At 68.1% G+C, this 26,163-nt stretch carries 22 protein-coding genes and 1 tRNA gene; 16 read left to right on the plus strand and 7 right to left on the minus strand.

The annotated features are described in order from the left end of the window. Nucleotides 1-13 precede the first annotated feature (13 nt). Nucleotides 14-595 carry a YceI family protein gene (locus ACAH41_RS26010; RefSeq protein WP_370538621.1) on the plus strand — a complete coding sequence of 194 codons (582 nt, stop codon included), beginning with the start codon at nucleotides 14-16 and terminating at the stop codon, nucleotides 593-595. After that, the gene (locus tag ACAH41_RS26015) at nucleotides 592-1,224 is read left to right on the plus strand and encodes a YceI family protein (protein WP_370538622.1); all 633 of its coding nucleotides are present in this window, start codon (nucleotides 592-594) and stop codon (nucleotides 1,222-1,224) included. The genes ACAH41_RS26010 and ACAH41_RS26015 overlap by 4 nt, the downstream gene beginning before the upstream one ends. On the opposite strand, the gene ACAH41_RS26020 is transcribed toward ACAH41_RS26015, so the two are convergent. Both ACAH41_RS26020 and ACAH41_RS26025 read right to left on the minus strand, forming a co-directional pair. Continuing rightward, the gene (locus ACAH41_RS26020; RefSeq protein ID WP_370538623.1) at nucleotides 1,201-1,956 is read right to left on the minus strand and encodes a sulfite exporter TauE/SafE family protein; all 756 of its coding nucleotides are present in this window, start codon (nucleotides 1,954-1,956) and stop codon (nucleotides 1,201-1,203) included. The two genes, ACAH41_RS26015 and ACAH41_RS26020, sit on opposite strands and share 24 nt — an antisense overlap. Next, nucleotides 1,953-2,531, minus strand: coding sequence for a malonic semialdehyde reductase (locus tag ACAH41_RS26025; RefSeq protein WP_370538624.1), 579 nt, complete (start codon nucleotides 2,529-2,531; stop codon nucleotides 1,953-1,955). The genes ACAH41_RS26020 and ACAH41_RS26025 overlap by 4 nt, the downstream gene beginning before the upstream one ends. Nucleotides 2,532-2,574: 43 nt before the next feature. On the opposite strand from ACAH41_RS26025, the gene ACAH41_RS26030 reads away from it, so the two are divergent. Continuing rightward, nucleotides 2,575-3,006 carry a DUF1841 family protein gene (locus tag ACAH41_RS26030; protein ID WP_370538625.1) on the plus strand — a complete coding sequence of 144 codons (432 nt, stop codon included), beginning with the start codon at nucleotides 2,575-2,577 and terminating at the stop codon, nucleotides 3,004-3,006. Between the two features lie 105 nt (nucleotides 3,007-3,111). On the opposite strand, the gene ACAH41_RS26035 is transcribed toward ACAH41_RS26030, so the two are convergent. Both ACAH41_RS26035 and ACAH41_RS26040 read right to left on the minus strand, forming a co-directional pair. Beyond that, on the minus strand, nucleotides 3,112-4,365 hold the full coding sequence (locus tag ACAH41_RS26035; protein WP_370538626.1) for an HD-GYP domain-containing protein: 1,254 nt from the start codon (nucleotides 4,363-4,365) through the stop codon (nucleotides 3,112-3,114). A gap of 206 nt (nucleotides 4,366-4,571) precedes the next feature. After that, nucleotides 4,572-5,222: a cytochrome c gene (locus tag ACAH41_RS26040; RefSeq protein WP_370538627.1), complete on the minus strand. Its 651-nt coding sequence runs from the start codon at nucleotides 5,220-5,222 to the stop codon at nucleotides 4,572-4,574. A 203-nt stretch (nucleotides 5,223-5,425) separates the two neighbouring features. Between ACAH41_RS26040 and ACAH41_RS26045 the strand changes: the two genes are divergently transcribed. The 6 genes from ACAH41_RS26045 (at nucleotide 5,426) to ACAH41_RS26070 (ending at nucleotide 16,769) form a co-directional block, all read left to right on the plus strand. Further along, on the plus strand, nucleotides 5,426-6,280 hold the full coding sequence (locus ACAH41_RS26045) for an AAA family ATPase (protein ID WP_370538628.1): 855 nt from the start codon (nucleotides 5,426-5,428) through the stop codon (nucleotides 6,278-6,280). A 76-nt stretch (nucleotides 6,281-6,356) separates the two neighbouring features. Continuing rightward, complete coding sequence (locus ACAH41_RS26050; RefSeq protein WP_370538629.1) at nucleotides 6,357-8,384, plus strand: prolyl oligopeptidase family serine peptidase; 2,028 nt, start codon at nucleotides 6,357-6,359, stop codon at nucleotides 8,382-8,384. A gap of 140 nt (nucleotides 8,385-8,524) precedes the next feature. Continuing rightward, nucleotides 8,525-9,694 carry a VWA domain-containing protein gene (locus ACAH41_RS26055; protein ID WP_370538630.1) on the plus strand — a complete coding sequence of 390 codons (1,170 nt, stop codon included), beginning with the start codon at nucleotides 8,525-8,527 and terminating at the stop codon, nucleotides 9,692-9,694. Further along, nucleotides 9,691-11,814, plus strand: coding sequence for an autotransporter assembly complex family protein (locus ACAH41_RS26060; RefSeq protein ID WP_370538631.1), 2,124 nt, complete (start codon nucleotides 9,691-9,693; stop codon nucleotides 11,812-11,814). The genes ACAH41_RS26055 and ACAH41_RS26060 overlap by 4 nt, the downstream gene beginning before the upstream one ends. Before the next feature lie 13 nt (nucleotides 11,815-11,827). Beyond that, a complete protein-coding gene (locus ACAH41_RS26065; RefSeq protein WP_370538632.1) occupies nucleotides 11,828-16,096 on the plus strand; it encodes a translocation/assembly module TamB domain-containing protein in 4,269 nt (1,422 codons plus the stop codon). Nucleotides 16,097-16,106: 10 nt separating this feature from the next. Then, nucleotides 16,107-16,769, plus strand: a complete 663-nt coding sequence (locus tag ACAH41_RS26070) for a GntR family transcriptional regulator (protein ID WP_370538633.1) — start codon at nucleotides 16,107-16,109, stop codon at nucleotides 16,767-16,769. On the opposite strand, the gene ACAH41_RS26075 is transcribed toward ACAH41_RS26070, so the two are convergent. Both ACAH41_RS26075 and ACAH41_RS26080 read right to left on the minus strand, forming a co-directional pair. Beyond that, complete coding sequence (locus ACAH41_RS26075; protein ID WP_370538634.1) at nucleotides 16,757-17,740, minus strand: aldo/keto reductase; 984 nt, start codon at nucleotides 17,738-17,740, stop codon at nucleotides 16,757-16,759. The two genes, ACAH41_RS26070 and ACAH41_RS26075, sit on opposite strands and share 13 nt — an antisense overlap. 248 nt (nucleotides 17,741-17,988) lie before the next feature. Beyond that, nucleotides 17,989-18,063, minus strand: a tRNA-Arg gene (locus ACAH41_RS26080). 252 nt (nucleotides 18,064-18,315) lie between these two features. Between ACAH41_RS26080 and ACAH41_RS26085 the strand changes: the two genes are divergently transcribed. The 5 genes from ACAH41_RS26085 (at nucleotide 18,316) to ACAH41_RS26105 (ending at nucleotide 23,451) form a co-directional block, all read left to right on the plus strand. After that, nucleotides 18,316-19,746 (plus strand): S41 family peptidase, encoded by a 1,431-nt coding sequence (locus tag ACAH41_RS26085; protein WP_370538635.1) that lies wholly within the window; start codon nucleotides 18,316-18,318, stop codon nucleotides 19,744-19,746. A 132-nt stretch (nucleotides 19,747-19,878) separates the two neighbouring features. Continuing rightward, nucleotides 19,879-20,640 carry a ThiF family adenylyltransferase gene (locus tag ACAH41_RS26090; RefSeq protein ID WP_370538667.1) on the plus strand — a complete coding sequence of 254 codons (762 nt, stop codon included), beginning with the start codon at nucleotides 19,879-19,881 and terminating at the stop codon, nucleotides 20,638-20,640. Nucleotides 20,641-20,714: 74 nt separating this feature from the next. Next, nucleotides 20,715-21,653, plus strand: coding sequence for a TIGR00730 family Rossman fold protein (locus tag ACAH41_RS26095; protein WP_370538636.1), 939 nt, complete (start codon nucleotides 20,715-20,717; stop codon nucleotides 21,651-21,653). An 88-nt stretch (nucleotides 21,654-21,741) separates the two neighbouring features. Next, a complete protein-coding gene (gene rocF / locus ACAH41_RS26100) occupies nucleotides 21,742-22,656 on the plus strand; it encodes an arginase (RefSeq protein WP_370538637.1) in 915 nt (304 codons plus the stop codon). Between the two features lie 84 nt (nucleotides 22,657-22,740). Then, entirely contained in the window at nucleotides 22,741-23,451 is a 711-nt protein-coding gene (locus tag ACAH41_RS26105) for a hypothetical protein (RefSeq protein WP_370538638.1), read from the plus strand. A gap of 12 nt (nucleotides 23,452-23,463) precedes the next feature. Here the strand turns inward: ACAH41_RS26105 and ACAH41_RS26110 are convergent, their stop codons facing one another. Then, nucleotides 23,464-24,339, minus strand: a complete 876-nt coding sequence (locus tag ACAH41_RS26110; RefSeq protein ID WP_370538639.1) for a DUF429 domain-containing protein — start codon at nucleotides 24,337-24,339, stop codon at nucleotides 23,464-23,466. 45 nt (nucleotides 24,340-24,384) lie between these two features. On the opposite strand from ACAH41_RS26110, the gene ACAH41_RS26115 reads away from it, so the two are divergent. Then, nucleotides 24,385-24,849 carry a C40 family peptidase gene (locus ACAH41_RS26115; RefSeq protein ID WP_370538640.1) on the plus strand — a complete coding sequence of 155 codons (465 nt, stop codon included), beginning with the start codon at nucleotides 24,385-24,387 and terminating at the stop codon, nucleotides 24,847-24,849. Between the two features lie 47 nt (nucleotides 24,850-24,896). Then, a complete protein-coding gene (locus tag ACAH41_RS26120) occupies nucleotides 24,897-26,036 on the plus strand; it encodes a DUF748 domain-containing protein (protein WP_370538641.1) in 1,140 nt (379 codons plus the stop codon). Nucleotides 26,037-26,163 lie beyond the last annotated feature (127 nt).

Below are 26,163 nucleotides of genomic sequence, written 5' to 3' on the forward strand. Positions count from 1 at the left end.
CAGCATGCGGACCATGCAACGCCACCACCGCCTCTTCCTGGCCGCCCTCGCGGCCACGGCCGCCACAGCGCAGGCCGCGCCGGTCCGCTACGAGATCGACCCCGCCCACACCTATCCCAGCTTCGAAGCCGATCACCTGAACGGCTTGTCGGTCTGGCGCGGCAAGCTCAACAGCAGCGCCGGCGAGATCACGCTGGACAAGGAAGCCGGCACCGGCACGGTGACGGTGCGCATGGACGCCGACAGCCTGGACTTCGGGCTGGACGCGATGAACCAAGCGGCGCGCGGCGACATGCTGTTCGACACCGCCAAATACCCCAGCATCACCTACGTGGGCAAGCTGGTGAAATTCGTCAATGGCGCGCCCACCGCCGTCGAAGGCGAGTTGCGCCTGCATGGCGTGGCCAGGCCGGTGAACCTGGCGCTCAACAGCTTCAAGTGCATGCCGCACCCGATGTTCAAGCGCGAGGTGTGTGGCGCCGATGCGCTGGCCGTGATCCAGCGGGACGAGTTCGGCATGACGGCAGGCAAGGACTACGGCTTCAAGATGGACGTGACGCTGCGCATCCAGATCGAAGCGATCCAGGCACCGTGAGCTGGCGCGCCGGCATTGCCGCGCTGGCGCTGATCGCCACCAGCGGCCATGCGGCGCCAGTCCGCTTCGCGCTGGACGCGGCGCGCACCGTGGCCAGCTTCGAGGTCGATGCCGGCGTGTCCACGATGGAAGGCAGGCTGACGCGCAGCGCCGGCGAAGTCCTGCTGGACCGCGAGGCCGGTGAGGGCCAGGTCACGGTGCGCATCGAGGCCAACAGCCTGGACTTCGGCTGGGGCCTGTTGAACGAGGTGGCGCGCGGGCCGACGGCCTTCGACACCGCACGCTTCCCGCTCGTCAGCTACCAGGGCCGGCTGGCGAATTTCGTGGACGGTGCACCGACCGCCGTCGAAGGCGAGCTGCAGATGCATGGCGTGACGCAGCCGCTGTCGCTCGCGATCCAGTCCTTCCAGTGCCGGCCAGACGCCGTGCTGCAGCGCGAGGCCTGTAGCGCCAGCGCGCTGGGCCAACTGAAGCGGGACGAATTCGGCATCGACATCGGCAAGGACCTGGGGATGGGCATGGCGGTGACGCTGCGCATCCAGATCGTGGCGCTGGCCTTGCCGGCACCGGCGCCCGTCAGCGCCGAGCCGGCGGCGTCATCGCCTTCAGCGGACGGCGTCCCACAGTAGCTTGCTGCCGGTCAGCGCCATGCCGATGTTGAACAGCCGGTAGAACCAGACCTGGTTGATGCGCCGCACCACATGCAGGCCCAGCCACACGCCCAGCGGCGCAAACGGCGCCAGCGTCAGCGAGGTCCACAGGTTGCGCGTGTCGATCAGGCCGAGGAAGGCGTAGGGAATCCACTTCGACAGGTTCACCGCGGCGAAGAAAACCGCCATGGTGGCAGTGAACCGGATTGGCGAGAGCCGCAGCGGCAGCACGTAGAAGCTGACCGGCGGGCCGCCAGCGTGGGCCACGAAGCTGGTGAAGCCGCTGACCGCACCGAGCAAAAAACCGAGCCAGCGCGGCGGTGGCGGCGCGTCGGCCTTTGGCGGGAAGACCAGGCGGATCGCCAGGAACAGCAGCGTGATGGCGCCGACAACGCCGGCCACCGTGTGAGCTGACAGCACGCCGAACAGCACCGTGCCGATCACCGTGCCCAGCAACCCGGCCGGCAGCAGCAGCTTGATCAGCCCGCGGTCGCACTCGCGCACCAGCGCGGCCAGGCCCATCGCGTCCATCACCGCCAGCAGCGGCAGCATGATGGCCGCGGCCTGCGGCACCGGCACCACCAACGCCATCAGCGGCACCGCCAGCGCGCCGAAGCCTGCGCCAAAGCCGCTTTTGGACAGGCCCATCAGCACCACCGCCGGGATGGCGATGGCATAGAACGACCAACCGTGCGCGAACAGCTCGGTCACAGGACTTGGCAGGCTTCCTCGAAGCTCAGGCGCGGATTGCGCGGGCGCACACCAGCCGGGTCGGCCTTGCCCAGCGTGCAGATGAAGTTGGTGCGCACCGCGGTGCCGGACCAGAAGGCGGCATCCACCGCGGCCGCATTGAAGCCGCCCATCGGGCCGCAGTCCAGCCCCAGCGCGCGGGCGGCGAGCATCAGGTAGGCGCCTTGCAGGCTGCTGTTGCGCAGCGCGGCGTCCGGCACCCGGGCCGGGTTGTCGATGAACATCTTGCGGAAGTCGACCTGCGGGTAGAGCCTGGGCAGGTGCTCGTAGAAGGCCATGTCCATGCCGACGATGGCGGTGACCGGCGCCTGGCCGACCTTGGCCTGGTTGCCGCCGGGCGCCATGCAGGGCACCAGCTTCGCTTTGGCTTCATCGGACGTGACGAAGATCAGCCGCATGGGCGAGCTGTTGGATGCCGTCGGGCCCCACTTGGTCAGCTCATAGAGCTCGCGCAGCGTGGCTTCGGGCATCGGCGTGGGCAGGTAGGCGTTGGCGGTGCGGGCTTCGGTGAACAGCTGTTCCGTGGTGACATTCATGCGGTGCTCGGCGGTGAAAAGGCGAAGAAGCGACAATTCTCGGATGTTCCAGCCATCCCAGCACGACGTTCGCAATTTCTTCTGCCAAACCCTGGCCAAGCAGCGCAATGGGGAACTGCTCTCGCCCCTCGAGACGCTGGCCGCCGGCTGGATCACCGAGCATCCCGAGTACCACGCCGAGCTGGCGGACGTGGAAGCGGCGCTGGCGGCGGTCTACGACGTGGACGAGGGCCGCACCAACCCGTTCCTGCACCTGTCCATGCACCTGAGCATCAGCGAACAGGTCTCGATCGACCAGCCGCGCGGCATCCGCCAGGCCGTCGAACTGCTGGCCGCCAAGCGCAACTCGCTGCACGACGCGCAGCACGAGGTGATGGACTGTCTGGGCGAAATGCTCTGGGCCTCGCAACGCAGCGGCCTGCCGCCGGACGGGCATGCGTACCTGGACGCGGTGCGGCGGCGCGCGACGCGATGAGTCTTCAACACCTTCGAGCGGGCAGGCGTGGCCGGCGCCGGGCCGTCCCAAGGCGGCCACGCAACCCGCTCGGCGGGTGGTTTGCCGTACTCGGCGAACCGGGTGTCAACGTTTCGGCAACTTGTCGCCGGCCCACAGCTCATCCAGCTGCTTGAACCCCCAGGTCGCCGGGTTTTCGCGGCCGACGATCTTGTCGATCGAGCGGGTCAGGTCCAGCAGTTGCGGGTTCAGCGGCATCTGGGACTTGGTCGAGAAGAAGACCTTGACCATCGGGGTCACCAGGGCCTTGGGGTTCTGGTCCACCACCACCGCCAGCTTGCCGCTCTGCAGCTTGACCAGCGAGCCCACCGGATAGATGCCCAGGCTCTTGACGAAGGCCTGGAATATCTTCGGGTCGAAATGGCCCTGCCACGAGGCCATCTTGGCGATGGACTCGGCCGGGTCCCAGCCGGCCTTGTAGGGCCGGTTCGAAGTGATGGCGTCATAGACGTCGCAGACCGAACCCATGCGCGCCAGCAGGCTGATCTGCTCGCCTGGCAGCTTGTGCGGGTAGCCGCTGCCGTCCATTCGCTCATGGTGGTGCAGGCAGACGTCCAGCGCGCCGGCGCTCGCGCCCTTGGCCTCCAGCAGCATTTCGTGGCCTCGGTCGGGGTGCGACTTCATCACGGTGAATTCTTCGTCGGTCAGCTTGCCGGGCTTGTTCAGCACGTCCAGCGGCATCGCAGCCTTGCCCAGGTCGTGCAGCAGGCCGGCCAGGCCGGCGTCCCGGCAGCCAGCCTCGTCCAGGCCGAGTTCGCGGCCCAGCGACACCATCAGTGCGCAGACGGCCACCGAGTGCATGTAGGTGTAGTCGTCCTGGGTCTTGAGCCGCGCCAGGCTGACCAGCGCACCGGGGTTGCGGAACACCGAGTCGGCAATGTCGTTGACCAGCGGCAGGCATTGCTCGGCATCCACTGCCTTGCCCATCCGGGCTTCGGAAAACATCGAGACGACGCGCGCACGGCCTTCCTTGTAGAGCGCGGCGGCCTGGGTGAGCTCGGATTTCAGGTCGCGGTCCGGCTCGGGCGGCATTCTCGAGGCGGGCGCAGCGGGCTGCACCACCGGCGCGGCGGCCGGTGCCTCGACGGCACGGGCCGGCGCCCGCAGGCCCGGCAGGTGCCCGGTCGCATCGGCCAGGTCCAGGCCTTTTTCCGGGTCTATCCACACACCCGGCAGGCCGCTCGAATGCAGCTTGGCCAGATCGTTGTGGTCGCGGATGACGAACTTCGTCTTCCAGAAGGGATGGTCAATCCACGCCCCCTCCAGCGCATGGATGTGCATGCCCAGTCTGACCTGCGAAACCGATATTTTTTTCAGCATGTCCGGCCAATGTGGTCCTGCCCATATGGCTGGGCAACAGACCGTTATCGACCCAACGCGCCCAGGTCTTGAGCCGCCCCCCATGCGGGCGGCGCAGGGCAGCCCCGGTCAGCCCAGCCCCGGAATGCAAAGAGCCGCCAACCCATCACGGGTGGCGGCTCTTTTTCCGGGCAGGCCCGGCTTGCGTGTTCGCAATCCTGCGTCGTTCAGCGGAAGTGTGATTGCGGCACGGTCTTCAACTCGCCGGGCAGCGAGGACAGGAAATCGGCGACCTGGCGGAGTTCGGCTTCGCTGAGTGTCTTGGCCATGGCGTTCATGGTCGGGTTGCTGCGGCCCACCAGGTGGCCGGCGTCGGCCTGGTAGGACTTCAACGTCAGCGTCAGGTAGTCGGCATGCTGGCCGGCCAGGCGTGGGTTGGCCGGGTCGGGGGTGGTGCTGAAGTTGGCACCGTGGCAGGCCACGCAGACGGCCAGCTTGTCTTTCAGCGCGGCCGGCAGTTCGGCCGGCGGCGGCGCGGCGGCACCGGCGTGGCCGTGGTCCGCGTAATAGGCCGCGAGGTCGGCAATGTCCTGGTCGCTCAGCGAGCCGGCAATGGCCCGCATGGTCGGGTGCTTGCGATCGCCCTTGCGGTAGCTGTCCAGCGCCGAGGCGATGTATTTGGCGCTCTGGCCGGAGATCATCGGCACGTGGTAGACCTGCGGGAAGCTGGCCTGGTAGCCGACGATGCCGTGGCACCCGATGCACATCGCATTCTTCTTTTCGCCGGCCTTGGCATCGCCCCTGACCTCCTGGGCCTGGGCCGCTGAAAAGAAGAAGCTGGTCAGCGCCAGCAGCAAAAGGCTTGCCTTGGTTTTCATCGCGGAATGATTCGTCTTGGCGAACGGTTTCGAGGAGGGCCGGTACGGTACACGGCATGGCAGAAACTGCCTGCCTGCCCGCGTCGGCTTGCGATTTGTCAACGATTATAGGCACGACCTTATACTGATCCGCCCCCTGCCAAACCCCTGGCAACACCGCATTTCCAAGCCGCCAAAACCCGGGCTCGCCCCGGCCACACGCCATGAAATTCCAAGGTTCCGACAACTACGTGGCCACCGCCGACCTGATGCTGGCGGTCAATGCGGCAATGACACTGAAGCGCCCGCTGCTGGTCAAGGGCGAGCCAGGCACCGGCAAGACGATGCTGGCCGAAGAAGCCTCCAAGGCGCTGGGCCTGCCGCTGCTGGAGTGGCACATCAAGAGCACCACCAAGGCGCACCAGGGCCTGTACGAATACGACGCGGTGAGCCGCCTGCGCGACAGCCAGCTGGCGGACGTCGAAAATTCGGAGAAGGTCAAGAACATCGCGAACTACATCGTCAAGGGCGTGCTGTGGCAGGCGTTTGAATCGGAGACGCCGGTGGCGCTCTTGATCGACGAGATCGACAAGGCCGACATCGAATTCCCGAACGACCTGCTGCGCGAGATCGACCGCATGGAGTTCCATTGCTACGAGACGCGCCAGACCATCCGCGCGAAGCACCGGCCGCTGGTCTTCATCACCTCGAACAATGAAAAGGAGCTGCCGGACGCCTTCCTGCGCCGCTGCTTCTTCCACTACATCAAGTTCCCCGAAGCCGAGACGATGCAGAAGATCGTCGACGTGCACTTCCCCGGCCTGAAGAAGGAACTGCTGGCCGCGGCGCTGAAAGGCTTCTACGACGTGCGCAACCTGCCCGGCCTGAAGAAGAAGCCTTCCACTTCCGAGCTGATCGACTGGCTCAAGCTGCTGGTGGCCGAGGACATTCCGGCCGAAGTGCTGCAGAGCAAGGACGAGAAGGTTTCGCTGCCGCCGCTGGTCGGCGCACTGCTGAAGAACGAGCAGGACGTGAGCCTGTTCGAGAAGCTGGTCTTCATGCAACGTCAGAATCGCTGAGCCGCCGCGGGCGGCAGAGCCGCGCTATCGTTGAAGGCTTCCGGCGGCGATCCCGCCGAACCAACTGGAGATGCGATTGGCCCGTTCCGACAAGACCTTCACCATCGACGCACTGTGGCAGCTGGAAAGGCTGGGCAACCCCAGCCTGTCGCCCGACGGCGCGCAAGCCGTGGCGACGGTGAGCCGCTACGACATGGAAGAGAACAAGGCCAGCACCACGCTGTGGCTGCTGTCCACGCTGGGCGGCCGGCCACGGGCGCTGACCCACTGCGGCGACAAGGACGGCCAGCCGCGCTTCTCGCCGCATGACCACGCCGTGGGCTTCATCGCCCGCCGCGAGCAGGAAGGCAAGAAGGACGAGACACCGCAGTTCTATGTCATTGCCACCGATGGCGGCGAGGCCCGCCGCATCGGCGAAGTGGCCACCGGCGTCGAAGCCTTCAAGTGGTTCCCGGACGGCAAGCGCATCGCCTTCATCTCCTGGCTCTGGCCCGAGCTGAAGGGCATGAAGGCCCAGGCCAGGCAGCACAAGACCTTCAAGGACCGCAAGGCGACTGGCTACGTGACCAGCGAATCGGCCTACCGCTTCTGGGACCAGAACCTGCCGCAAGGCCGCGTGCCGCATTTGCTGACGCTGGACCTGGCCAGCGGCAAGGTGACCGACCTGTTCGAAGGCACGCCTTACGAGCTGCCGCGCTTCGAGCCGGATGCGACCTGCTTCGACATCTCGCCCGACGGCAAGCGCATCGTCTTCGCCTACGACCCGGCGCCAGAGAAGAAGGTCGACGGTCGCTTCGCGATGGTCGAGCTGGACCTGCGCCGGCGCACCTTCCGCGAGCTGGTGCGCGACGCAGACTGGGACACCGCCGCACCGCGTTACAGCCCCACAGGCGACCGCATCGCCTTCCTCGCCTCGCACCAGGGCCGCAAGCACACGATGCCGGCGCAACTGGCGGTCTTCGAGGACGAGTTCGGCAGCTGGGAAGTGATCAGCGCCCAGTGGGACCACGCGGTGAACGCGCCGCTGCTGTGGGAAGACGATAACCAGGCAGTGCTGTTCACCGCCGAGCAGCAGGGCCGCACGCACCTCTGGCGCTTCGACCTGCCGGACCGCCGCGCCGAAGTCGTCGCGCAAGGCGGCACGGTGACCGGCTTCGACAAGGCTGCCGGCACGCTCGTGAGCCTGGCCGACACGGCCCAGCACCCGGCGCAGCTGTGCGCACATGCACCGGGCGAAGCGCCACGGCGCATCGAAAGCTTCAATGATGACCTGCTGGCCCGCTACACGCTGGGCCACCACGAGGAGGTCTGGTTCACCGGCGCCGAAGGTGACAAGGTGCAGATGTGGCTGCACTTCCCGCCGGGCTTCGACCCGAAGAAGAAATACCCGGTGCTGCACAGCATCCACGGCGGGCCACACACCGGCCCGGGGGACAACTGGCACTACCGCTGGAGCAGCAAGCTGTTTGCGGCGCAAGGCTACGTGGTGGCCAGCGTCAATTACCACGGCTCGTCCGGCTTCGGCCATGCGTTCCTGGACAGCATCACCCACCGCTGGGGCGAACTGGAGCTGCAGGACATCGAGGCCGGCACCGACTGGCTGCTGAGCCAGCGCTGGTGCGACCCGGCGCGGGTGTTCGCGTCCGGCGGCAGCTACGGCGGCTACATGGTGGCCTGGATGAACGGCCATGTGAAACCCGGCCGCTACGCTGCCTATGTCTGCCACGCCGGCTGCTTCGACTGGACGGCCATGTTCGCCGACGACGCCTGGAGCTGGCATGCCAAGGAACTGGGCGCCTGGTACTGGGAAGACCCAGCCAAGGTCGGCGCGCAAAGCCCGCACCTCTACGCCGCGAACTTCAGCACGCCGACGCTGGTCATCCACGGCGCACTGGACTACCGCGTGCCGGACCAGCAGGGCCTGGCCTACTACAACACGCTGAAGGCCCGCGGCATCGACAGCCGGCTGCTGTGGTTCCCGGACGAAAGCCACTGGGTGCTGAAGCCGCGCAACAGCCAGCTCTGGTACCAGGAATTCTTCGCCTGGCTGCACCGCCACGACGTGACGCAGCAAAAAGGCAAGGCCAAGCGCGGCAAGGGCTGAGCGGGCGGCCCGCGGCTCCGGATGCGGCGACAAGCAGCGCCCGCGCCGCCGCTGGTGTCACTCACCGGGTGGGCGCGTTATTCTTGGCCTTCGGCACAATCACCGGGTTACCCATCGCGCCCGCCCTCCTCCTCGCCGCCATGCTGATCAACTTCTTCTACACGCTGCGCGCCGCCAAGCTGCCGGTTTCGGTCAAGGAGTACCTGACGCTGCTGGAAGCCTTGCAACTGGGTGTGATCGGGCCGTCGGTCGACGACTTCTACTTCCTTGCGCGCACCACGCTGGTCAAGGACGAAACCCATTTCGACAAGTTCGACCGGGCCTTCGGCGCCTACTTCAACGGCGTGCAGATGCTGACCGACTTCGGCAAGGAGATTCCTGCCGAGTGGCTGCAGAAGCTGCTGGAAAAGGAACTCACGCCTGAACAGAAGGCCGCCATCGCGAAGATGGACTGGGACGAGCTGATGGAGACGCTCAAAAAGCGGCTCGAAGAGCAGAAGGAGCGCCACGAGGGCGGCAACAAGTGGATCGGCACCGGCGGCACCAGCCCGTTTGGCCATGGCGGCTACAACCCGCAGGGCGTGCGCATTGGCGGCCCGGGCCGCAACAAGAGCGCCGTGAAAGTGTGGGACCAGCGCGCCTTCCAGGACTATGACGACAGCCGCGAGCTGGGCACGCGCAACATCAAGGTGGCGCTGCGCCGGCTGCGCCGTTTCGCCCGCGAAGGCTCGGAGCTGGAACTGGCGCTGGACGACACCATCCACGCCACCGCGGCCAACGCCGGCTTCCTGGACATCAAGATGGTGCCCGAACGGCACAACAAGGTGAAGGTGCTGCTGATGATGGACGTCGGCGGCACGATGGACGAGCACATCCACCGCGTCGAGGAACTGTTCTCGGCCGCCAAGAGCGAGTTCAAGCACCTGGAGTTCCATTACTTCCACAACTGCGTCTACGACTTCATGTGGAAGAACAACCGCCGCCGCTACAGCGAGAAGACCCCGACCTGGGAGCTGATCCGCAAGTACAACAAGGACTGGCGGCTGATCTTCGTCGGCGACGCGACGATGAGCCCGTACGAGATCCTGCAGCCCGGCGGCAGCGTCGAATACAACAACGAGGAGCCCGGCGCCGAATGGTTGCAAAGGCTCACCCATGCCTTCCCCAAATACGCCTGGATCAACCCGGAGCCGCAAGGCGTCTGGCAGTACCGGCAAAGCATCGGCATCGTGCAACAGCTCATGCAGCAGCGCATGTTCCCGCTCACGCTGGCGGGGCTGGAAGGAGCGATGCGGCTGCTCAGCAAATGAAGCGGCTGCGTCACGCTGTCCTGCTGTCGGCGCTGGCCACGGGCGTGTGGCTGGCGACTGGCTGCGCCGACCTGCGCTCGATGGATTCGGCCGCGCAGGCTTCGGCCGCCGCCGCTTCTGCCGCGCCCCCCGGCGCGCTGCCGGTCTCCCCAGCCACGGCCAAACCGGTCACGGTGACCGCCGCGCCCAGCGCCGCAGCAGCGGCTTCTGGCCAGGTCGCGGCGCGGGCTGCGGCCAATGCCGACGAGTCCGCCCAGGCGGCCGGTGCCAACCCGGCCCAGGCGGTGGCCCCGCCCGCCTCGTCTGCCAGTTCCGGCGCGGCGCCCGCTGCGGCCAGCGCAACCGAAGGCGATGCCGAACAGGCCAGCCAGCTCACCGGCCTGGTGCCGAAGTTGACGGTGAAGGCACCGGAGCCGCTCAAGCAACTGCTGGAAAACTACCTGGACCTGCAACGCGCCGCCGCACTGCCCACGGCGCAGCAGATCAGCAACATCGAATGGTCGCGCCTGATCGCCGCACTGCCGGCGCAGGCCGAGGACCTGGCCAGGACCGAGGGCTACTTCTCGGCCAATGCCGTCGTCACGCGCGAGCCGGAAGCCGCGGGCCAACCCCCCAGGATCACCCTCAACGTGGACACCGGCCCGCGCGCGCGGGTCGGCCGGGTGACGCTGGAAGTGCAAGGCCCGCTGGCAGAGCAGGCCGAAGCCGGCACGGCCGGGGCAGCCGAGGCGCAACAGGTGCGCGACGCGCTCAAGCGCGACTGGGCGCTGGCGACCGATGCCGAATTCAGCGCAGACGCCTGGACCGATGCCAAGAACAGCACGCTGGCCCAGCTGCGTGCCGCCGGCTATGCCGCGGCCAGCTGGAGCGGCACGGCGGCGGAAGTCGACGAAGGCGAGCACCGCGTGCGCCTGTTCGTCGTGGCCGACAGCGGCCCGCTTTACCGCGCCGGCGACTTCGAGATCAGCGGCCTGGTCCACCACCAGCCCGAGCAGGTGCGTGGCATGGCGGGCTTCCCGCGCGGCGCCACCTTGACCGAAAACCGGCTGCAGGAATTCCAGGAACGGCTGAGCAAGGCAGGGCTGTTCGACCAGGTCACCGTGACCATGGACCCGGATCCGGCGCAGGCCGACCACGCCACCGTGCAGGTGCACCTGAAGGAAACGCCGCTGCAGTCGGCCGTCACCGCCTTGGGCGTCAGCGCCACCAGCGGGCCGCGCACCACGCTGGAATACACCCACCGCCGCGTGTTCGGCTTTGCCCTCACCTCACGCAACAAGCTCGAATGGGGCCGCAACCGGCAGGCCTACGACGGCGAAGTCTCGACCCATCCGGACGAACGCTTCAGCCGCGACCTGGTGGGCGCTTCGGTCGAGCGCCTGTGGACCGACGACGACATGGTGCTGTCGCAACGGCTGCGCCTGGGCCGCTCGCTGGAAAAGCCGAAGTTCGACCGCTTGAACTATGTCGAAGCAGAGCGCGCGGTCGAATGCGTGCGCGACAGCGGCGTGCTGATCGACTGCGACAAGCTGGCCGCCCTGTCGGCCAACACCCACAACACCTGGCGCGAGGTCGACAACGTGCTGCTGCCCACCGAGGGCTACACGCTGGCCACCGAGTTCGGCGGCGGCCTGGCCGATGGCAGCGCCAGCAAGCGCGGCGTGTTCGCCCGCGCCTACGGCCGTGCCACCGGCTACTGGCCGGTGGGCAGCTGGTACACCCAGGCCAGGCTGGAACTCGGCAAGGTCTTCACGCCGGCCGGCGTGCAGGTGCCGGACTCGCAACGCTTCCGTGCCGGTGGCGACAATTCGGTGCGCGGCTACCCCTGGCGCACCCTGGCCCCGGCCACGGCAGACGGCGGCGTGACTGGCGGTCGCCTGCTCTTCACCTCCAGCGTCGAAGCCGCGCATCCCATCGTCGCCTCGCTGCCCTCGGTCTGGGGCGCGGTGTTCATCGACGCAGGCCGCGCCGCCGACCAGTTGCCCGCGCTCAAACCCGCGCTGGGCTATGGCCTGGGCGTGCGCTGGCGCAGCCCCGTCGGCCCGCTGAGCCTGGACTGGGCCTGGGGCCAGGAACTGCACCGCGGCCGCATCCACCTGAACGTTGGCGTGGCCTTCTGAGCCCCTGCATTGCATGTCCGACTCACCAAGCACTGAAAACGACACCGCGCCCGCTGCGCCCACGCGTGCGCAGCGGCGCTGGCTGCGGCGCCTGGCCTGGTCGCTGGGCGCGTTGTTGCTGGCGCTGGTCGTGCTGGTGGGTGGCGGCGTGGGCTGGTTGTGGCGCAGCGAGCCCGGCACCCACTGGCTGCTGACCCAGGTGCCCGGCCTGAAGCTGGACAACTGGCGCGGCGCGCTGGGCGGTGATGCGCTCACCGCCGATCGCCTCACGCTGACGCTGGGCGCCGGCGAGCTGGTGATGGAGCAGGTCTCGCTGGACGGCCTGCGCTGGACCTGGCGGCCGGACCCGCAGGCCTGGGCCGGCATTGCGATGAATCACCTCAGCGCCCGCAGCGCCCGGTGGCACTCGAAAGCCAGCCCCGCGCCGGCCACGCCCAGCGCCCCCCCCCCGCACCTGCGGCTGCCAATCCAGCTGCGGGTGGACGAACTGCGCGTGGCCGGCCTGCAGGTCGACTCCCTGCCCCTGATGCGCAACCTGCAGGCCAACCTGCACCTGGGCGCCAAGGGCGGCAGCCAGCACCAGATCGCCATCAGCCAGCTCGACACCGACCGTTTCCAGCTCAGCGGCGCCGCCAGCCTGCTGACCGAAGGCACGATGGCGCTGCAGTCCCAGCTGGCGCTGCACAGCCCACCCGGCACCAGCCCGGCCTGGCAGGCCAAGCTGACGGCGCGCGGCCCGCTGGCCGACCTGGCCGCCGAGGCCGAACTGCAAGGCCAACCGGCCGCTGGCAAGCCCGCCCCCAGCGTGCAGCTGCAGACCCGGCTGCAGCCGTTTGCCCCCTGGCCGCTGGGCGAGCTGAACCTGAAGACCGAGGCACTGGACCTGGCAGCGCTGCTCAGCGACGCGCCGCACACCGCCTTGCGCGGCAGCGCCACCTTGCACAGCAGCGGGCTGAGCCAGCCGGCCCAGGCCGAATTGAACCTGCACAACGACCAGCCCGGCCGCTGGGACGAACAACGCCTGCCGGTGCGTGAACTGAGCCTGAGCGCCACCGGCACGCCTCAACCGCTGAGCGAGCTGCGGCTGACGCAGCTGAACATCGAATGGGCCAGCGGCCCCGGCAGCCAGGCCGGCGCCGGCCGCTGGACCGGCGATGGCCGGTACCTGGTCGACGCCAAGGCCGGCAGCGCCCGCGCCGAGCTGGCGCTGAAACTGCAGCAATGGCAGCCCGCCGCGCTGGACAAGCGCTTGCCAGCGCTGCTGCTGAGCGGCCCGATCGAGCTCGCGCTCGCGCCGGTGCCGGCGCCCGGCGCTGCTGCCGAACCAGCCTCGGCCGCGTCGTCGCCAAGCCCGCTGCCAGCCGCCGATCCTGTGCTGTCGGTGCTCGCCAAGCTGACCGGCCAGTTGCAAGGCCGCCAGGGCCCGCCGGGGCAAGGCCGTGGCAACCCGACGCCCCCGGTTTCGCTGCAGCTCGACACCCAGCTCTCCACCCACCAGGCACTGATCAACACGCTGGAGCTGAAGGCCGATGCGGCGTCCGCCTCGCTGAAGGGCCGCATCGAGCGCAGCGCGGACGCCCGTCTGCGCTGGCAGCTCGCCGGCCAGTTGCAGGCGCTGGACCTTCGCGTGTGGTTGCCAGGTGCTGCCGGCAGCACCTGGCAGCAGGCGCCACAGCAGCTCAATGCCAGCCTGGACAGCGAGGCCAGCCTGCCGGAGAGCGCGTTGCCGGCTGCGGCGCAAGACCCCAGCGTGCTCTGGCGCACGCTGCGCGGCCAGCTGGCGCTGAAGCTCGCGCCCAGCACCTTCGCCGGCCTGCCACTGCAAGGCAGCCTGCAGCTGAAGAACGACGACAAGCAACAGCAGGCCGACGCGGAGCTGCTGGCCGACGACGCGAAGCTTCAAGCCAGCTGGCATGACGACCCCGGCAGCGACGGCCGCGGCAGCCTGTCGCTGAAAGCACCTCACCTGGCCACGCTGGCACCACTGGCCAGGCTGCAGGCCGCCGCCAGTGCATGGGCGCCCAGCGCCGGTGGGCTGGACCTGCAACTGGGCCTGCAGGAAACCACCGGCAAGCCGGACCACTGGCAATGGCGCGCCGATGGCACGGTGTCCGCCCTGCAGGCCGGCGCGCTGAAGCTGGACAAGGCGCAACTGCACGGCAAGGGCGACGTGGGCGGCGACTGGCCGCTGGACCTGCAGCTCGACGGCAGCCAGCTCATCGTCGGCCAGGTCAAGCTGAACCAGCTCAAGGCCTCGCTGGCCGGCGGCCTCGCGCAACACCAGTTGCAGTTGGCGCTGGACAGCCCCGTGCAGCCGCCCAACTGGCTGCAGCAGCTGGCCGCCACCGGCCACAAGCCTGGCGCCAAGCTGCAGTTGCAACTGGCCGGCCACTACGCACGCACTCCGCAAGGCAGCGCCGACTGGACCGGCCAGCTGAGCCAGCTGCAGCTGCGTGGCGTGCAGAGCAACAGCCAGGACTGGTTCGGCGCACGCGAGCTCAGCGCGCAACTGCACTGGGAGCCGGACGGCCGGCTCAGCCAGGCCGCGCTGTTGCCCGGCGAGCTCTCGCTGCTGGGCACCGCGCTGCAATGGAGCGAAGCCCGCTTCAGCCAGCCCGCGGCCGACCGGCCTCCACTGCTGGCGCTGCAGGCCAAGCTGAAGGAGACCAGCGTCGCCCCGCTGCTGCAGCGGCTGCAGCCGGATGCCGTGTGGGCTGGCGACCTGAAGCTGGGCGGCCAGCTGCAGCTGCGCTACGACGGCAAGCTGGAGGCTGAAGCCGTGGTCGAGCGCCTGAGCGGCGATCTGGCGTTGGACGAGGACGGGCTGCTGTCCACCGCGCGCCAGTTGCCGCTGGGCTTGACCGACCTGCGGCTGAGCCTGAAGGCCCACGACGGCAGCTGGCAGTTCACCCAGGCGCTGGCCGGCCAGTACCTCGGTGCGCTGGGCGCGGCGCTGTCCATCCAGGCCGCACCGGACCAGCTGTGGCCAGCCACCGGCTCGCCGATGCAGGGCACGCTGACGCTGCAGGTCACCAAGCTCAGCGCCTGGGCACCGTGGATGCCGGCCGGGTGGCGCCTGGGCGGCGAGCTGGCCAGCTCGGCCAAGATCGCCGGCACGCTGGGCGCACCGGAAATCGCCGGCGAACTGACCGGCCAGCGCCTGAGCCTGCAGAACCCGCTGCTGGGCGTGTCGCTCACCAACGGTCAGGCCAGGCTGCTGCTCGAGGGCCAACGCGCCCGGCTGGAGCAGTTGGCCTTCAAGGGCGGTGACGGCAGCATCAGCGCCACCGGCACCGCGGAACTGGGTGCCAAACCTTCAGCGAAGGTGAGCATTGAGGCCCAGAAGTTCAAGGCACTGGGCCGCATCGACCGCACCATCGTCGCCAGCGGCCAGGCCCAGCTCGGGCTGGACAAGGACACGCTGAGCCTGAACGGCAACGTCACGCTGGACGAAGGCCTGATCGACATCAGCCGCGGCGATGGCCCCACGCTGCCCGAAGACGTGGTGATGGCCAGGACCGAAGCCGAGGAAGCCGCACAGGACGACAAGGCCAACGGCCAGAGTCAGCGTGTCACCCAGCTGGCGCTGCAGCTGGACCTGGGCCAGAAACTGCGGCTGCGCGGCAAGGGCATCGACACCGGGCTGCAAGGCGCGCTGAAAATCACCAACCCGCGCGGCAAGCTGGCGGTGGTGGGCACCGTGCGCACCGCCGGTGGCAACTACGCCGCCTACGGCCAGAAGCTGTCGATCGAACGCGGCAGCATCCTGTTCAACGGCCCGGTCGACGACCCGCGGCTGGACATCTACGCCATCCGTCCGAACCTCGATGTGCAGGTCGGCGTGCTGATCACCGGCACCGCGCTGAACCCGCGCGTGCGCCTGGCCAGCGACACCGAGATGAGCGACACCGACAAGCTCAGCTGGCTGGTCATGGGCCGCGCTCCGGAAGGGTTGGGCCAAGCCGACACCGCCATGCTGCAGCGCGCCGCGCTCGCACTGCTGATGGGCAACAGCGGCAGCCCGACCGACAACATCCTCGAAAACATCGGCCTGAGCGACTTCTCCCTGCGCCAGGCCGCCGACGCCAACAACGTGCAGACCACCGTCGTCACCGTCGGCAAACAACTCACGCGGCGCTGGTACGTCGGCTACGAACGCGGCGTCAACGCCGCCGCCGGCACCTGGCAGCTGATCTACCGCATCGCGCAGCGGTTCACGTTGCGTGCGCAGTCAGGTGAAGACAGCGCCCTTGATGCCATCTGGACCTGGCGCTGGGACTAGCGGGGACATCGTGTCCAAGCCCGAGTCGACACCGTTCAGTGACACGGAAGGCGTGGTCAAGGCGCTGGGCGAAGACATCATCTTCGGCCACCTGCCGCCGGGCAGCCGGCTGATCGAAGACCCGCTGATGGCGCGCTTCGGCGTGACGCGGCACGGCGTGCGGCAGGCGCTGGCCGAGCTGGAACGCATCGGCATCGTGGTGCGCGAAAAGAACAAGGGGGCAAGCGTGCGGGCGCTGGCGCCGGCCGAGGTGCGGCAGATCTACGAGGTGCGCGAGCTGCTGCAACGGCAGGCCGCGCTGCACATTCCGCTGCCCGCGGACGGCGCACTGGTCGAGGCGCTGGAGGCCTTGCATGCGCAGTTCCTGCAGCACTTGCAGGCGCGTGACTTCAGCGCGCTGCACCGCGTCAACGACGCCTTCCACCTGACCCTGTTCGGTGGCTGCGGCAACCCGTACCTGGTGGCCTCGATCCGCCACTACATGGGCCTGAGCCTGCCGGTGCGGGCCCAGCGCACCGCCGCGGCGGGCCATTCGGAAGCAGCGGCAGACGCGCACCTGGCGATGATCCAGTTGCTCAAGGGCAGTGACAACGCGGCGCTCGCCGAGCTGTGCGTGGCGCACTTGCAGCTGGCGAAACTCGATTACCTGCAGGGAGCCGATCACCAGAGGTGATGCACCTGCGGCTTGGCGTATTTCTCGTAGATGCGGGTGACTGCCTGCATCGCCGCATCCGGCAGCGGCGGCAGATCAGCAGCCCGCACGTTGTCTTCGACCTGGGATGGCCGGCGGCCACCCGGGATGGCGCAGGTCACCGCCTGCTGCATCAGGATCCAGCGCAACGCGAATTGCGCCAGCGTCTGCCCGGCCGGCACCAGCGGCCGCAAGGCTTCGACCGCCGCCAGCCCGCTGTCGAAGTCCAGCCCCGAGAAGGTCTCGCCCTTGTCGAAGGCCGCGCCTTCGCGGTTGAAGCTGCGGTGGTCGTCGGCCGCGAATTGCGTCTGGCGTGTCACGCCGCCCGACAGCAGGCCGGACGACAGCGGCACCCGCGCCAGGATGCCGACGCGGCGCGCCAGCGTCTCGCGGAACAGCAGCTCGGCCGGGCGCTGGCGGAAGATGTTGTAGATGATCTGCACCGCCTGCACGCCGGGGAATTCGATGGCCTTCAGCGCCTCTTCGACCTTCTCGACGCTGACACCGTAGTGGCGCAGTTTGCCCGCGCGCACCAGGTCGTCCAGCACGCCAAAGACCTCGGGCAGGTAGTAGACCGGCGTTGGCGGGCAGTGCAGCTGCAGCAGGTCGATGGCCTCGGCGTTCAGGTTGCGCAGGCTGCGTTCGACAAACGCCGTCAGGTTCTCCCGGTTGTAGCCCTCGGTCACATGCGGGCTGAGCCGGCGGCCGGCCTTGGTGGCGACGTAGAAGGGCTCGCTGCGCTCCTGGCGCAGCCGGGCGATCAAACGCTCGCTGTGGCCATCGCCGTACACGTCCGCGGTATCGAAGAAGTTGATGCCCAGGTCGAGTGCGCGGTGCAGCGCCGCCATCGATTCGTCGTCGTTCACCTCGCCCCAGGTGCCGCCAATGGCCCAGGCGCCAAAGCTGATGGTCGACACCTGCCAGCCGGTACGGCCGAGTTCGCGGTATTGCATGGGACTGTCTCCAGAGTAGGGGATCTTGATTATCGATAATCTTAACTTGGCAGAGACATGGCCTGCTGATGCCACCGGGGACGCAGCGCAACGCCGCCCAGCTTTGAAGCGGGGATGCAATGAAGACGGGGTTGAACGCGAGATGACGCGCTTGGCGGGGCGGAGAGCCCTTGATTTCGGCCGACATGCGCGCAAATGCCGGATGCGGACAGCGCCGGGCCGCATGCCGACTGGGTCGGCAGCCGAAATGGTGGCCCCACCAGGAATCGAACCTGGATCTGCCCCTTAGGAGGGGGCTGTTCTATCCATTGAACCATGGAGCCGACCGGCGCGCATTGTGCCTCAGCTGCGCCACACTTCAGGACAGCACCGGGGCGCGCAGGCGACCAGCGGACGGCGGGATGGGCACGGCGCGGTGAAGGCAGGCTTGAAAAGCTGGCGCAGTGAGTGTTGGCTCACGCCAATAGCCTTCAAAAACAAGCAACTTTACGGCCAGTTCAAAGTCTTCCTGTGAGTGGCGAGTCCTATACTGACCGCCTGGTCGAATGACTTCTAGTTTGAAAGCGGGACATCACATGGGTGCCAAATTGAAGGTGGCAGGTCTCCTCACGATGGGGGCGCTGGCTGGTGCATTGACGACCATTCAATTCCAGGCCGAGGCGCGCAACACCTACGGCCCGCTGCCGCTGGAGGAAATGCAGCAACTCGCCGCGGTGTTTGGCATGGTCAAGAACGACTACGTCGAACAGGTGGACGAGAAGAAGCTGATCACCGATGCCATCTCCGGCATGGTGGCCGGGCTGGACCCGCATTCCCAGTACTTCGACAAGAAGAGCTTCAAGGAATTCCGCGAAGGCACAACCGGCAAGTTCGTCGGCGTGGGCATCGAGATCGGCATGGAAGACGGCCTGGTCAAGGTGGTCTCCCCGATCGAAGGCTCACCCGCCTTCCGCGCCGGGCTGAAGTCCGGCGACCTGATCACCAAGATCGACGACTCGGCCGTCAAGGGCCTGTCGATGGACCAGGCGGTCAAGCGCATGCGCGGCGAGCCGGCCACCAAGGTCATGCTGACGATTTTCCGCAAGAGCGAGAACCGCAGCTTCCCGGTCACGATCACCCGCGAGGAGATCCGCGTGCAGAGCGTGCGGGCCAAGGAAGTGGAACCCGGCTACGCCTGGATCCGCGTGACCCAGTTCCAGGACCGCACGGTGGAAGACTTCTCGCGCAAGCTGGAAGACATCTACAAGCAGGACCCGAACATCAAGGGCGTGATCCTGGACCTGCGCAACGACCCGGGCGGCCTGCTCGAAGGCGCCGTGGCCATTGCCTCGGCCTTCCTGCCGTCTGACTCGGTGGTCGTCAGCACCAATGGCCAGATCGCCGAATCGAAGGCGACCTTCCGCGCCACGCCTGACAACTACCTGCGCCGCGGCGGCGCAGACCCGCTGAAGAAGCTGCCGGCCTCGCTGAAGACGGTGCCGATGGTCGTGCTGGTCAACGAAGGCTCGGCCTCGGCCAGCGAAATCGTCGCCGGCGCGCTGCAGGACCACAAGCGCGCCACACTGATGGGTGCGCAGACCTTCGGCAAGGGCTCGGTGCAGACCGTGCGCCCGCTGACCGCCGACACCGCGTTGAAGATCACCACTGCGCGCTACTACACGCCCAGTGGCCGCTCGATCCAGGCCAAGGGCATCGTGCCGGACATCTGGCTGGATGAAACGGCCGAAGGCAATGTCTTCGCCGCGCTGCGCACCCGCGAAGCCGACCTGGAAAAGCACCTGGGCAATGGCGACGAAAAGGACGAAGCGCGCGAGAAGGCCCGCGAGGAAGCGCGCAAGAAGCTTGAAGAGCAGGTCGCCAAGTCCAAGGAACCGCCCAAGCCGCTGCCCGAGTTCGGCAGCGCCGAAGACTTCCAGCTGGTCCAGGCCCTGAACCAGCTCAAGGGCAAGCAAGTCATGGTCAGCAAGTCCATGACCGAGCGCAAGGCCGAGGCCGCGACCGAATAAGCGCGCTGCAAGCCACCCGAGGCGAAGCCGGCGGCCCTTGTGCCACCGCTTCGCCTTTGTTGTTTCCGACCCTGCCGGTTGGCCTGAAGAATGACGCAAGACCACGGCCTGAATGACGGCGCAGACGATGGCCTGAGCGACGACGCGCTGCTGCGCTACTCGCGCCACCTGCTGCTCGACGAGATCGGCATCGAAGGCCAGCGCCGGCTGCTGGCCTCGCATGCACTGGTGATCGGCGCTGGCGGACTGGGCTCGCCGGTTGCGCTGTACCTGGGCTCGGCCGGCGTCGGGCGTTTGACCCTGGTCGATGCCGACACGGTGGACACCACCAACCTGCAGCGCCAGATCGCCCACAGCCAGGCCCGCGTCGGCCAGTTGAAAGTTGAATCCGCCCGCGAAGCCGTGCTGGCCTTGAACCCCGGTGCCCAGGTCACCGCCGTGGCGCTGCGTGCCGATGCCGGGTGGCTGGACGCCGCTGTGGCCGAAGCGGACGTGGTGCTGGACTGCAGCGACAACTTCGCCACGCGCCATGCGATCAACCTCGCCTGCGTGCACCACGGCAAGCCGCTGGTGTCCGGCGCCGCCATCGGTTTCGACGGCCAGGTCTCGGTCTACGACCCGCGCCTGCCCGCCTCTTCCTGCTACGCCTGCCTGTTCCCGCCCGACAGCGCGCCCGACGAAGCCCGCTGCGCCACGATGGGCGTGTTTGCACCGCTGGTGGGCATCATCGGCAGCATGCAGGCCGCGGAAGCCTTGAAGCTGCTGGCCGGCATCGGCACCAGCCTCGCCGGCCGGCTGCAGATGCTGGACGCGCGCCGCATGGCCTGGAGCGAGATCCGGCTCGCGCGCCAGGCTGGCTGCCCGGTCTGCAACCCTGGCCCCGCGCCGGGTTAAGCTCCCTTCCCCAGGCGATCGAAACCCCGCTTTTCCGGGGTTCCGGTCACGTCTTCCGATCTAGCCTTGTCTCGATGGACGCCACCACCAAAGCCGACACCGCAAAACCCAAGCTCACGGCCCGCAACTTTCCCAGCGCCGAGCAGGAAGCCTCCCAGGAGGCCACCCAGCTTCTGCCGGCCGCGCCGCGCTACGACGGTCCCGAAAGCAGCTACCGCCTGGCTTTCACCGACACCGATTTCCTGCTGCGGCCCGAGCTGCGCCCCGTGCGCATGCAACTGGAGCTGCTGAAGCCGGAACTGGTGCAGCAGGAACAGGGCATCGAGAGCACCATCGTGATCTTTGGCAGCGCCCGCATTCCGGCGGAAGCGCTGGCCAGCGAGCAACTGGCCACCGCGCAGGCCAGCGGCAACGCGGCGGCGGTCAAGCGCGCCGAGATGCAGCTGCGCATGAGCCGCTTCTACGAAGAAGCGCGCCGCTTCGCGCACCTGGTCACCGCGCGCTCACAGACGCTGGCCACGCCCCTCTACGTGGTCACCGGTGGCGGCCCGGGCATCATGGAAGCCGGCAACCGCGGCGCCTTCGAGTGCGGTGGCAAAAGCATCGGCCTGAACATCGTGCTGCCGCACGAGCAGGCACCGAACCCGTACATCACGCCGGAGCTGTGCTTCCAGTTCCACTACTTCGCGCTGCGGAAGATGCACTTCCTGATGCGCTCGGTCGCACTGGTCGCCTTCCCCGGTGGCTTCGGCACGCTGGACGAGCTGTTCGAGGCCATGACCTTGATGCAGACCGGCAAGTGCCGGCGCCGGCCCATCCTGCTCTTCGGCCGCGAATTCTGGACCCGGCTGATCAACTTCGACTGGCTGGTCGAGACCGGCATGATCAGCCCCGGCGACGTGGACCTGTTCCGCTTCGTCGAGACCGCCGAAGAGGCCTGGCAGATCCTGGCGCAGGACTACGGCCTGCACGCCGGCGACCCGCAAGCACGCGAGTTCGAAGAGGACATTTGAAGCCTCTGATGCGGGCACCGAGCATCCTTCGGCGCAGGCGGGTCAATGGCGCATTGTTCTCGGCCCGTGTCGTCGCACAATCGCGGGCATGCTGAACAAAGTCACCCTCATCGGCGCGCCGACCGACATCGGCGCCGGCGCTCGCGGCGCGAGCATGGGCCCGGAAGCCTTGCGCGTGGCCAACATCGGCGCGATCCTGCAAAGCCACGGCATCGAAGTGCAGGACCGCGGCAACCTCAACGGCCCGCCCAACCCCTGGCTGCCGCCGGACCAGGGCTACCGCCACCTGAGCGAAGTGGCGGCCTGGAACCAGCTGGTGCACGACGCCGTCTACACCGAGCTCAGCGATGGCCGCATGCCCATCCTGCTGGGGGGCGACCATTGCCTGGGCCTGGGCTCCATCAGCGCGGTGGCCCGCCATTGCCGCGACACCGGCAAGAAGCTGCGCGTGCTGTGGCTGGACGCCCATGCCGACTTCAACACCAGCGACCTGACCCCCAGCGGCAACATCCACGGCATGCCTGTGGCCTGCCTGTGCGGCTACGGCCCGACCGAGCTGACCTCCATCGGCGGCCAGGTGCCGGCGATCAGCCCGAAGTGGCTGCGCCAGATCGGCATCCGCAGCGTGGACGCGGGCGAAAAGAAGTTCGTGCACGAGGTGGGCCTGGAGGTCTACGACATGCGCTACATCGACGAAATGGGCATGCGCCACACGATGGAGTTGGCGCTGGCCACGATGGATGCCAACACCCACCTGCACGTCAGCTTCGACGTCGACTTCCTGGACCCGGACCTCGCCCCCGGCGTCGGCACCACGATTCCTGGCGGTCCGACCTACCGCGAAGCCCAGCTCTGCATGGAAATGATCGCCGACACCGGCCGCATGGGCAGCCTGGACGTGATGGAGCTGAACCCGGCACTCGACGTGCGCAACAAGACCGCCGAGATCGCCGTGGACCTCATTGAAAGCCTGTTCGGCAAGAGCACCTTGATGCGCAAGTGAGGCGCTCGGCCGTCCAGGCCGATGCGTCACCAGCTTCAGCTAGCATCGCCCTCCTTCGAATTTCGTTTTGGCCAGGGAGGGCCCATGAAACGTTTCTGCGGTATTTCGGTGGTGGCGCTTGCCGCCGCCATCCTGGGCGGCTGCGGCGGTGGCGACGCCGACGAATCCGGCTCCAGCACGGTTTACGCCACCAATGCGGCCTGGGCCAACCTGTATGCCAGCGCCCACAGCTGGTCGCTGTCGGGCACGGTCAGCGGCTCCGGACAGAACACCGCGGTGCAGTCCACGCTGGACCTGAGCCTGCTCGCCGACGGGACCTTTCCCGGCACCGGTGACGCAGCGAAGATCCGCCGGCTGACCACCACCGCGACCGCCAACGGCGGCTCGTCCAGCGACTACGTCACCCACTACCTGAACGCCAGCAACGCGTTCATTGGCACCGTGAGCTCAGACGGCAGTTGCGCGCTGCCCAGCAACGTTGGCCTGCCGCCGACCTCGGCGGCCATGGGCAGCAGCGGACCGCTCGCCTCGTGGACCGAATACAGCAGCTGCTCGGCGGGCTCGCCGCAGATTGGCACCGGTGCCGCCACCTGGTCGGTTGAGAATGCAAGCAGCACGCCGTACTTCTGCGTCACCAACACCTATACCTCGACGGCAGCCGGCAACAGCTTCAGCTCTACCGAGAAGGACTGCTTCGAGATCAATGCGTCCGGCACCATTGGCTCCTCGGCCAAGATCTCGGCGGTGTACACGCAAAACGGCGTGAACACGACCGTCTCGATGTCGACGTTCTGACCTCCGGAAACCTCAACCCACCGTCACCGCGCTGGTGATCCAGCCTTCCAGCGGGTCCACGCCCGCTGGAAGGCCCAGGCCAGGTTGCTGCTGGGCCCAGGCGGCCTGCAGCAGGCACAGGACGGCGTCCAGCCTGTCGCCGGTGGCGTCGGCCACCAGCGCATCTCGCTGGGCATGGCTGAGGCGCAGGCGCAGGGCCAGGCGCGTGCGGCCTTGCTCCAGCGCGTCCACCAGGTCCTTGCGGGCAATCAGGCGTTCCGGCGTCTGGCGTGCCTTGTCGTCCGCCTTGTACGAACGGTTGCCCAGCAGCTCGCGCGCCAGCAGGCCGGGATAGGCTTCCAGTGCGACACGCTGCGGCGCATCCGGCGCCGGCATCAGGCCCGGCAACCAGGCGCCGGCAGCGCGCAGCAGCGGCACGCCGGCATGCAGCATGTAGGCCACCGGTGGGTTGACCCACTTCATGCTGGGCGATGACCCTGCCGGCCCGTCACAGGCACGGTGCGCGAACTTGCCGCCGACCGGGCGGGCGTCGCAGAAGGCCGAGAAATGGCCACGGATCTGTTCCCGCGTCAGCCCGGCGTAGTGGTCCATCAGCGCGGCCCAGTCGCTGGGCCAGCCGAGCTGGAGCACCAGCTCTCGCGGCAGGCCGAACGGCAGGTCGAAACCGCCGAGCCAGGCAGGCGTGGCGGCGAGCCAGTCGCCAAAACCGCTCAGTGTTTCGTGCGCGTGCAGCCCGTCCAGCCGCACGACCGCCCCAGCCCGTGTGCCACGCGCCACGATGACGGGCTTGCGCTTGCTGGGCGCACTGGAAAAGTCCACGCCCAGCAGCAGCGGCAGCTGCGCCCACACAGGCAGCACCGAAGAGACAGGGTTCGCAGCAGAAGACATCGGCGGATTGTCCGTGGACCCGGGAGTTGAAACAAAATCGCGGCCATGCATGCATTCCATCGCCTGGCCAGGCGACTCTGTCTGTTGCTGCCACTGCTGCTGGCGGCCTGCGGCACGCCGCCGCGCCTCACGCGGCTGACACCGGAGCAGTCGTCGAACATCGCGATCCATGCGATGGGCCTGGTTGGCACACCCTACCGCTACGGCGGCAACACGCCGGAAGGCGGCTTCGACTGCAGCGGCCTTGTCGGCTACGTCTACCGCAACCAGGCAGGGGTGGCGCCGCCGCGCACGGTGGCCGAGCTGAACCAGTTTGGCCAACCCGTCGAGGCTGGCGAGCTGCGCACTGGCGACCTGGTGATCTTCGGCCGCGGCCGGCCCACGCACGCCGGCATCTACGTGGGCGACATGCGCTTCGTGCACGCCCCGTCCACCGGCGGCGAGGTGCGGCTGGACCGGTTGGACAGCGGCTACTGGGCAAAGCAGCCGACCGCCTACCGCCGCCCCTGATCCAACGCTGGCCTCGCAGGCTTGGCGACAATCCGTCCATGGTTCGGATGTCGCGACGTGTCAGGTGGTGGTTGGGCGCAGGCATGGTCGCGCTGGTGGCCCTGGGTGGGCTTTACCAGTTGCTGCTGCACCGGCTGGCCGCCGTGCTGCACGACCATCTCGGCCCGCGCGCCAGCGTTGGCGCCATCTCGGTCGACTGGAACGGGCTGACGGTGCAGGACCTGCGCCTGGCCGCCGCGCCAGGCTGGCCGGCGCCATCCGAGCTGAGCGCCCGCCGCGTCTTTGTGCAACCGGCGCTGCGCAGCCTGTTCTCCGGGCCATGGCAAGTGCACAGCATCGTGGTTGACGGCGCCACCTTGAGCCTGCTGCGCGGTCGGGACGGCAAGCTGCGCCTGCTGCCCGGGCTGCTGCCTGCCGACAGTGCCGCCGCGCCGCCTGCCGCCCCGGCGCGCGTCCGCCCGGCGGCGGCGGTTTCGGCCGCCGGCGCGCCCACCGAACCTGACCATCCCACGCTGGTGATCCGTGAAGTGCAACTGCGCGACCTGCAGATCGATTTCTATGACGATTCGCTGAAGCCGGTCCGCGCCAAGCCCCACCACCTGCAGCTGGACGAACTCGATGCCAGCATCGGCAACCTGCAACTGCCCGCGCTGAACCAGCCGTTGACGCTGAAGCTGCGCGGCCTCCTGCGCGGCGCCGGTGGCGGCGCCAACCACGACGGCGACCTCAGACTGGACGGCGAGCTGACACCCGCCACGCACGACGCCGACCTCAGCGCCCAGCTGAAAGGCGTGGACCTGCGGGTGCTGCAGCCCTACCTGCTGAAGGTCGCCGAAGGCGGCATTCAACGCGGCCAGCTGGACCTGCAGCTCAAGGCCGTGGTCAAGGACGAGCATCTGCACGCCCCAGGCCGCGTGACGCTGAACGGCCTCGCGCTGAATCACAGCGGCAACTGGTGGGACGGCCTGGGCACAGCCAGCCGCCAGGCGGTGCTGGACACGATGGCCCACAAAGGCCAGCTGGACGTGAGCTTCACCTTGGAAGGCCGGCTGGACGACCCGAACTTCTCGATCAACGACAGCCTGGCCAAGCGTTTTGCGTCCGGCATGGCCGAAGCCGTTGGTGTCAGCGTGGGCGGCGTGGTCGAAGGCGTCGGCCAGATGTTCAAGGGCCTGCTGGGGCGCTGAATGGCGCGGGCGGCGGCGGCGTGCGTTCCTGCGCGGGGCCGCGCCGGGCGCCGCGTGGGGTTATCGCCACAAACGCCGACACCTGGGACAATGCCGGTTCTCGAATGCCGGACGTGCCTGTGGCCCG

The organism is Ideonella sp. (assembly GCF_041287625.1).
In the GTDB taxonomy this organism is placed as follows: Bacteria; Pseudomonadota; Gammaproteobacteria; order Burkholderiales; family Burkholderiaceae_C; genus Ideonella.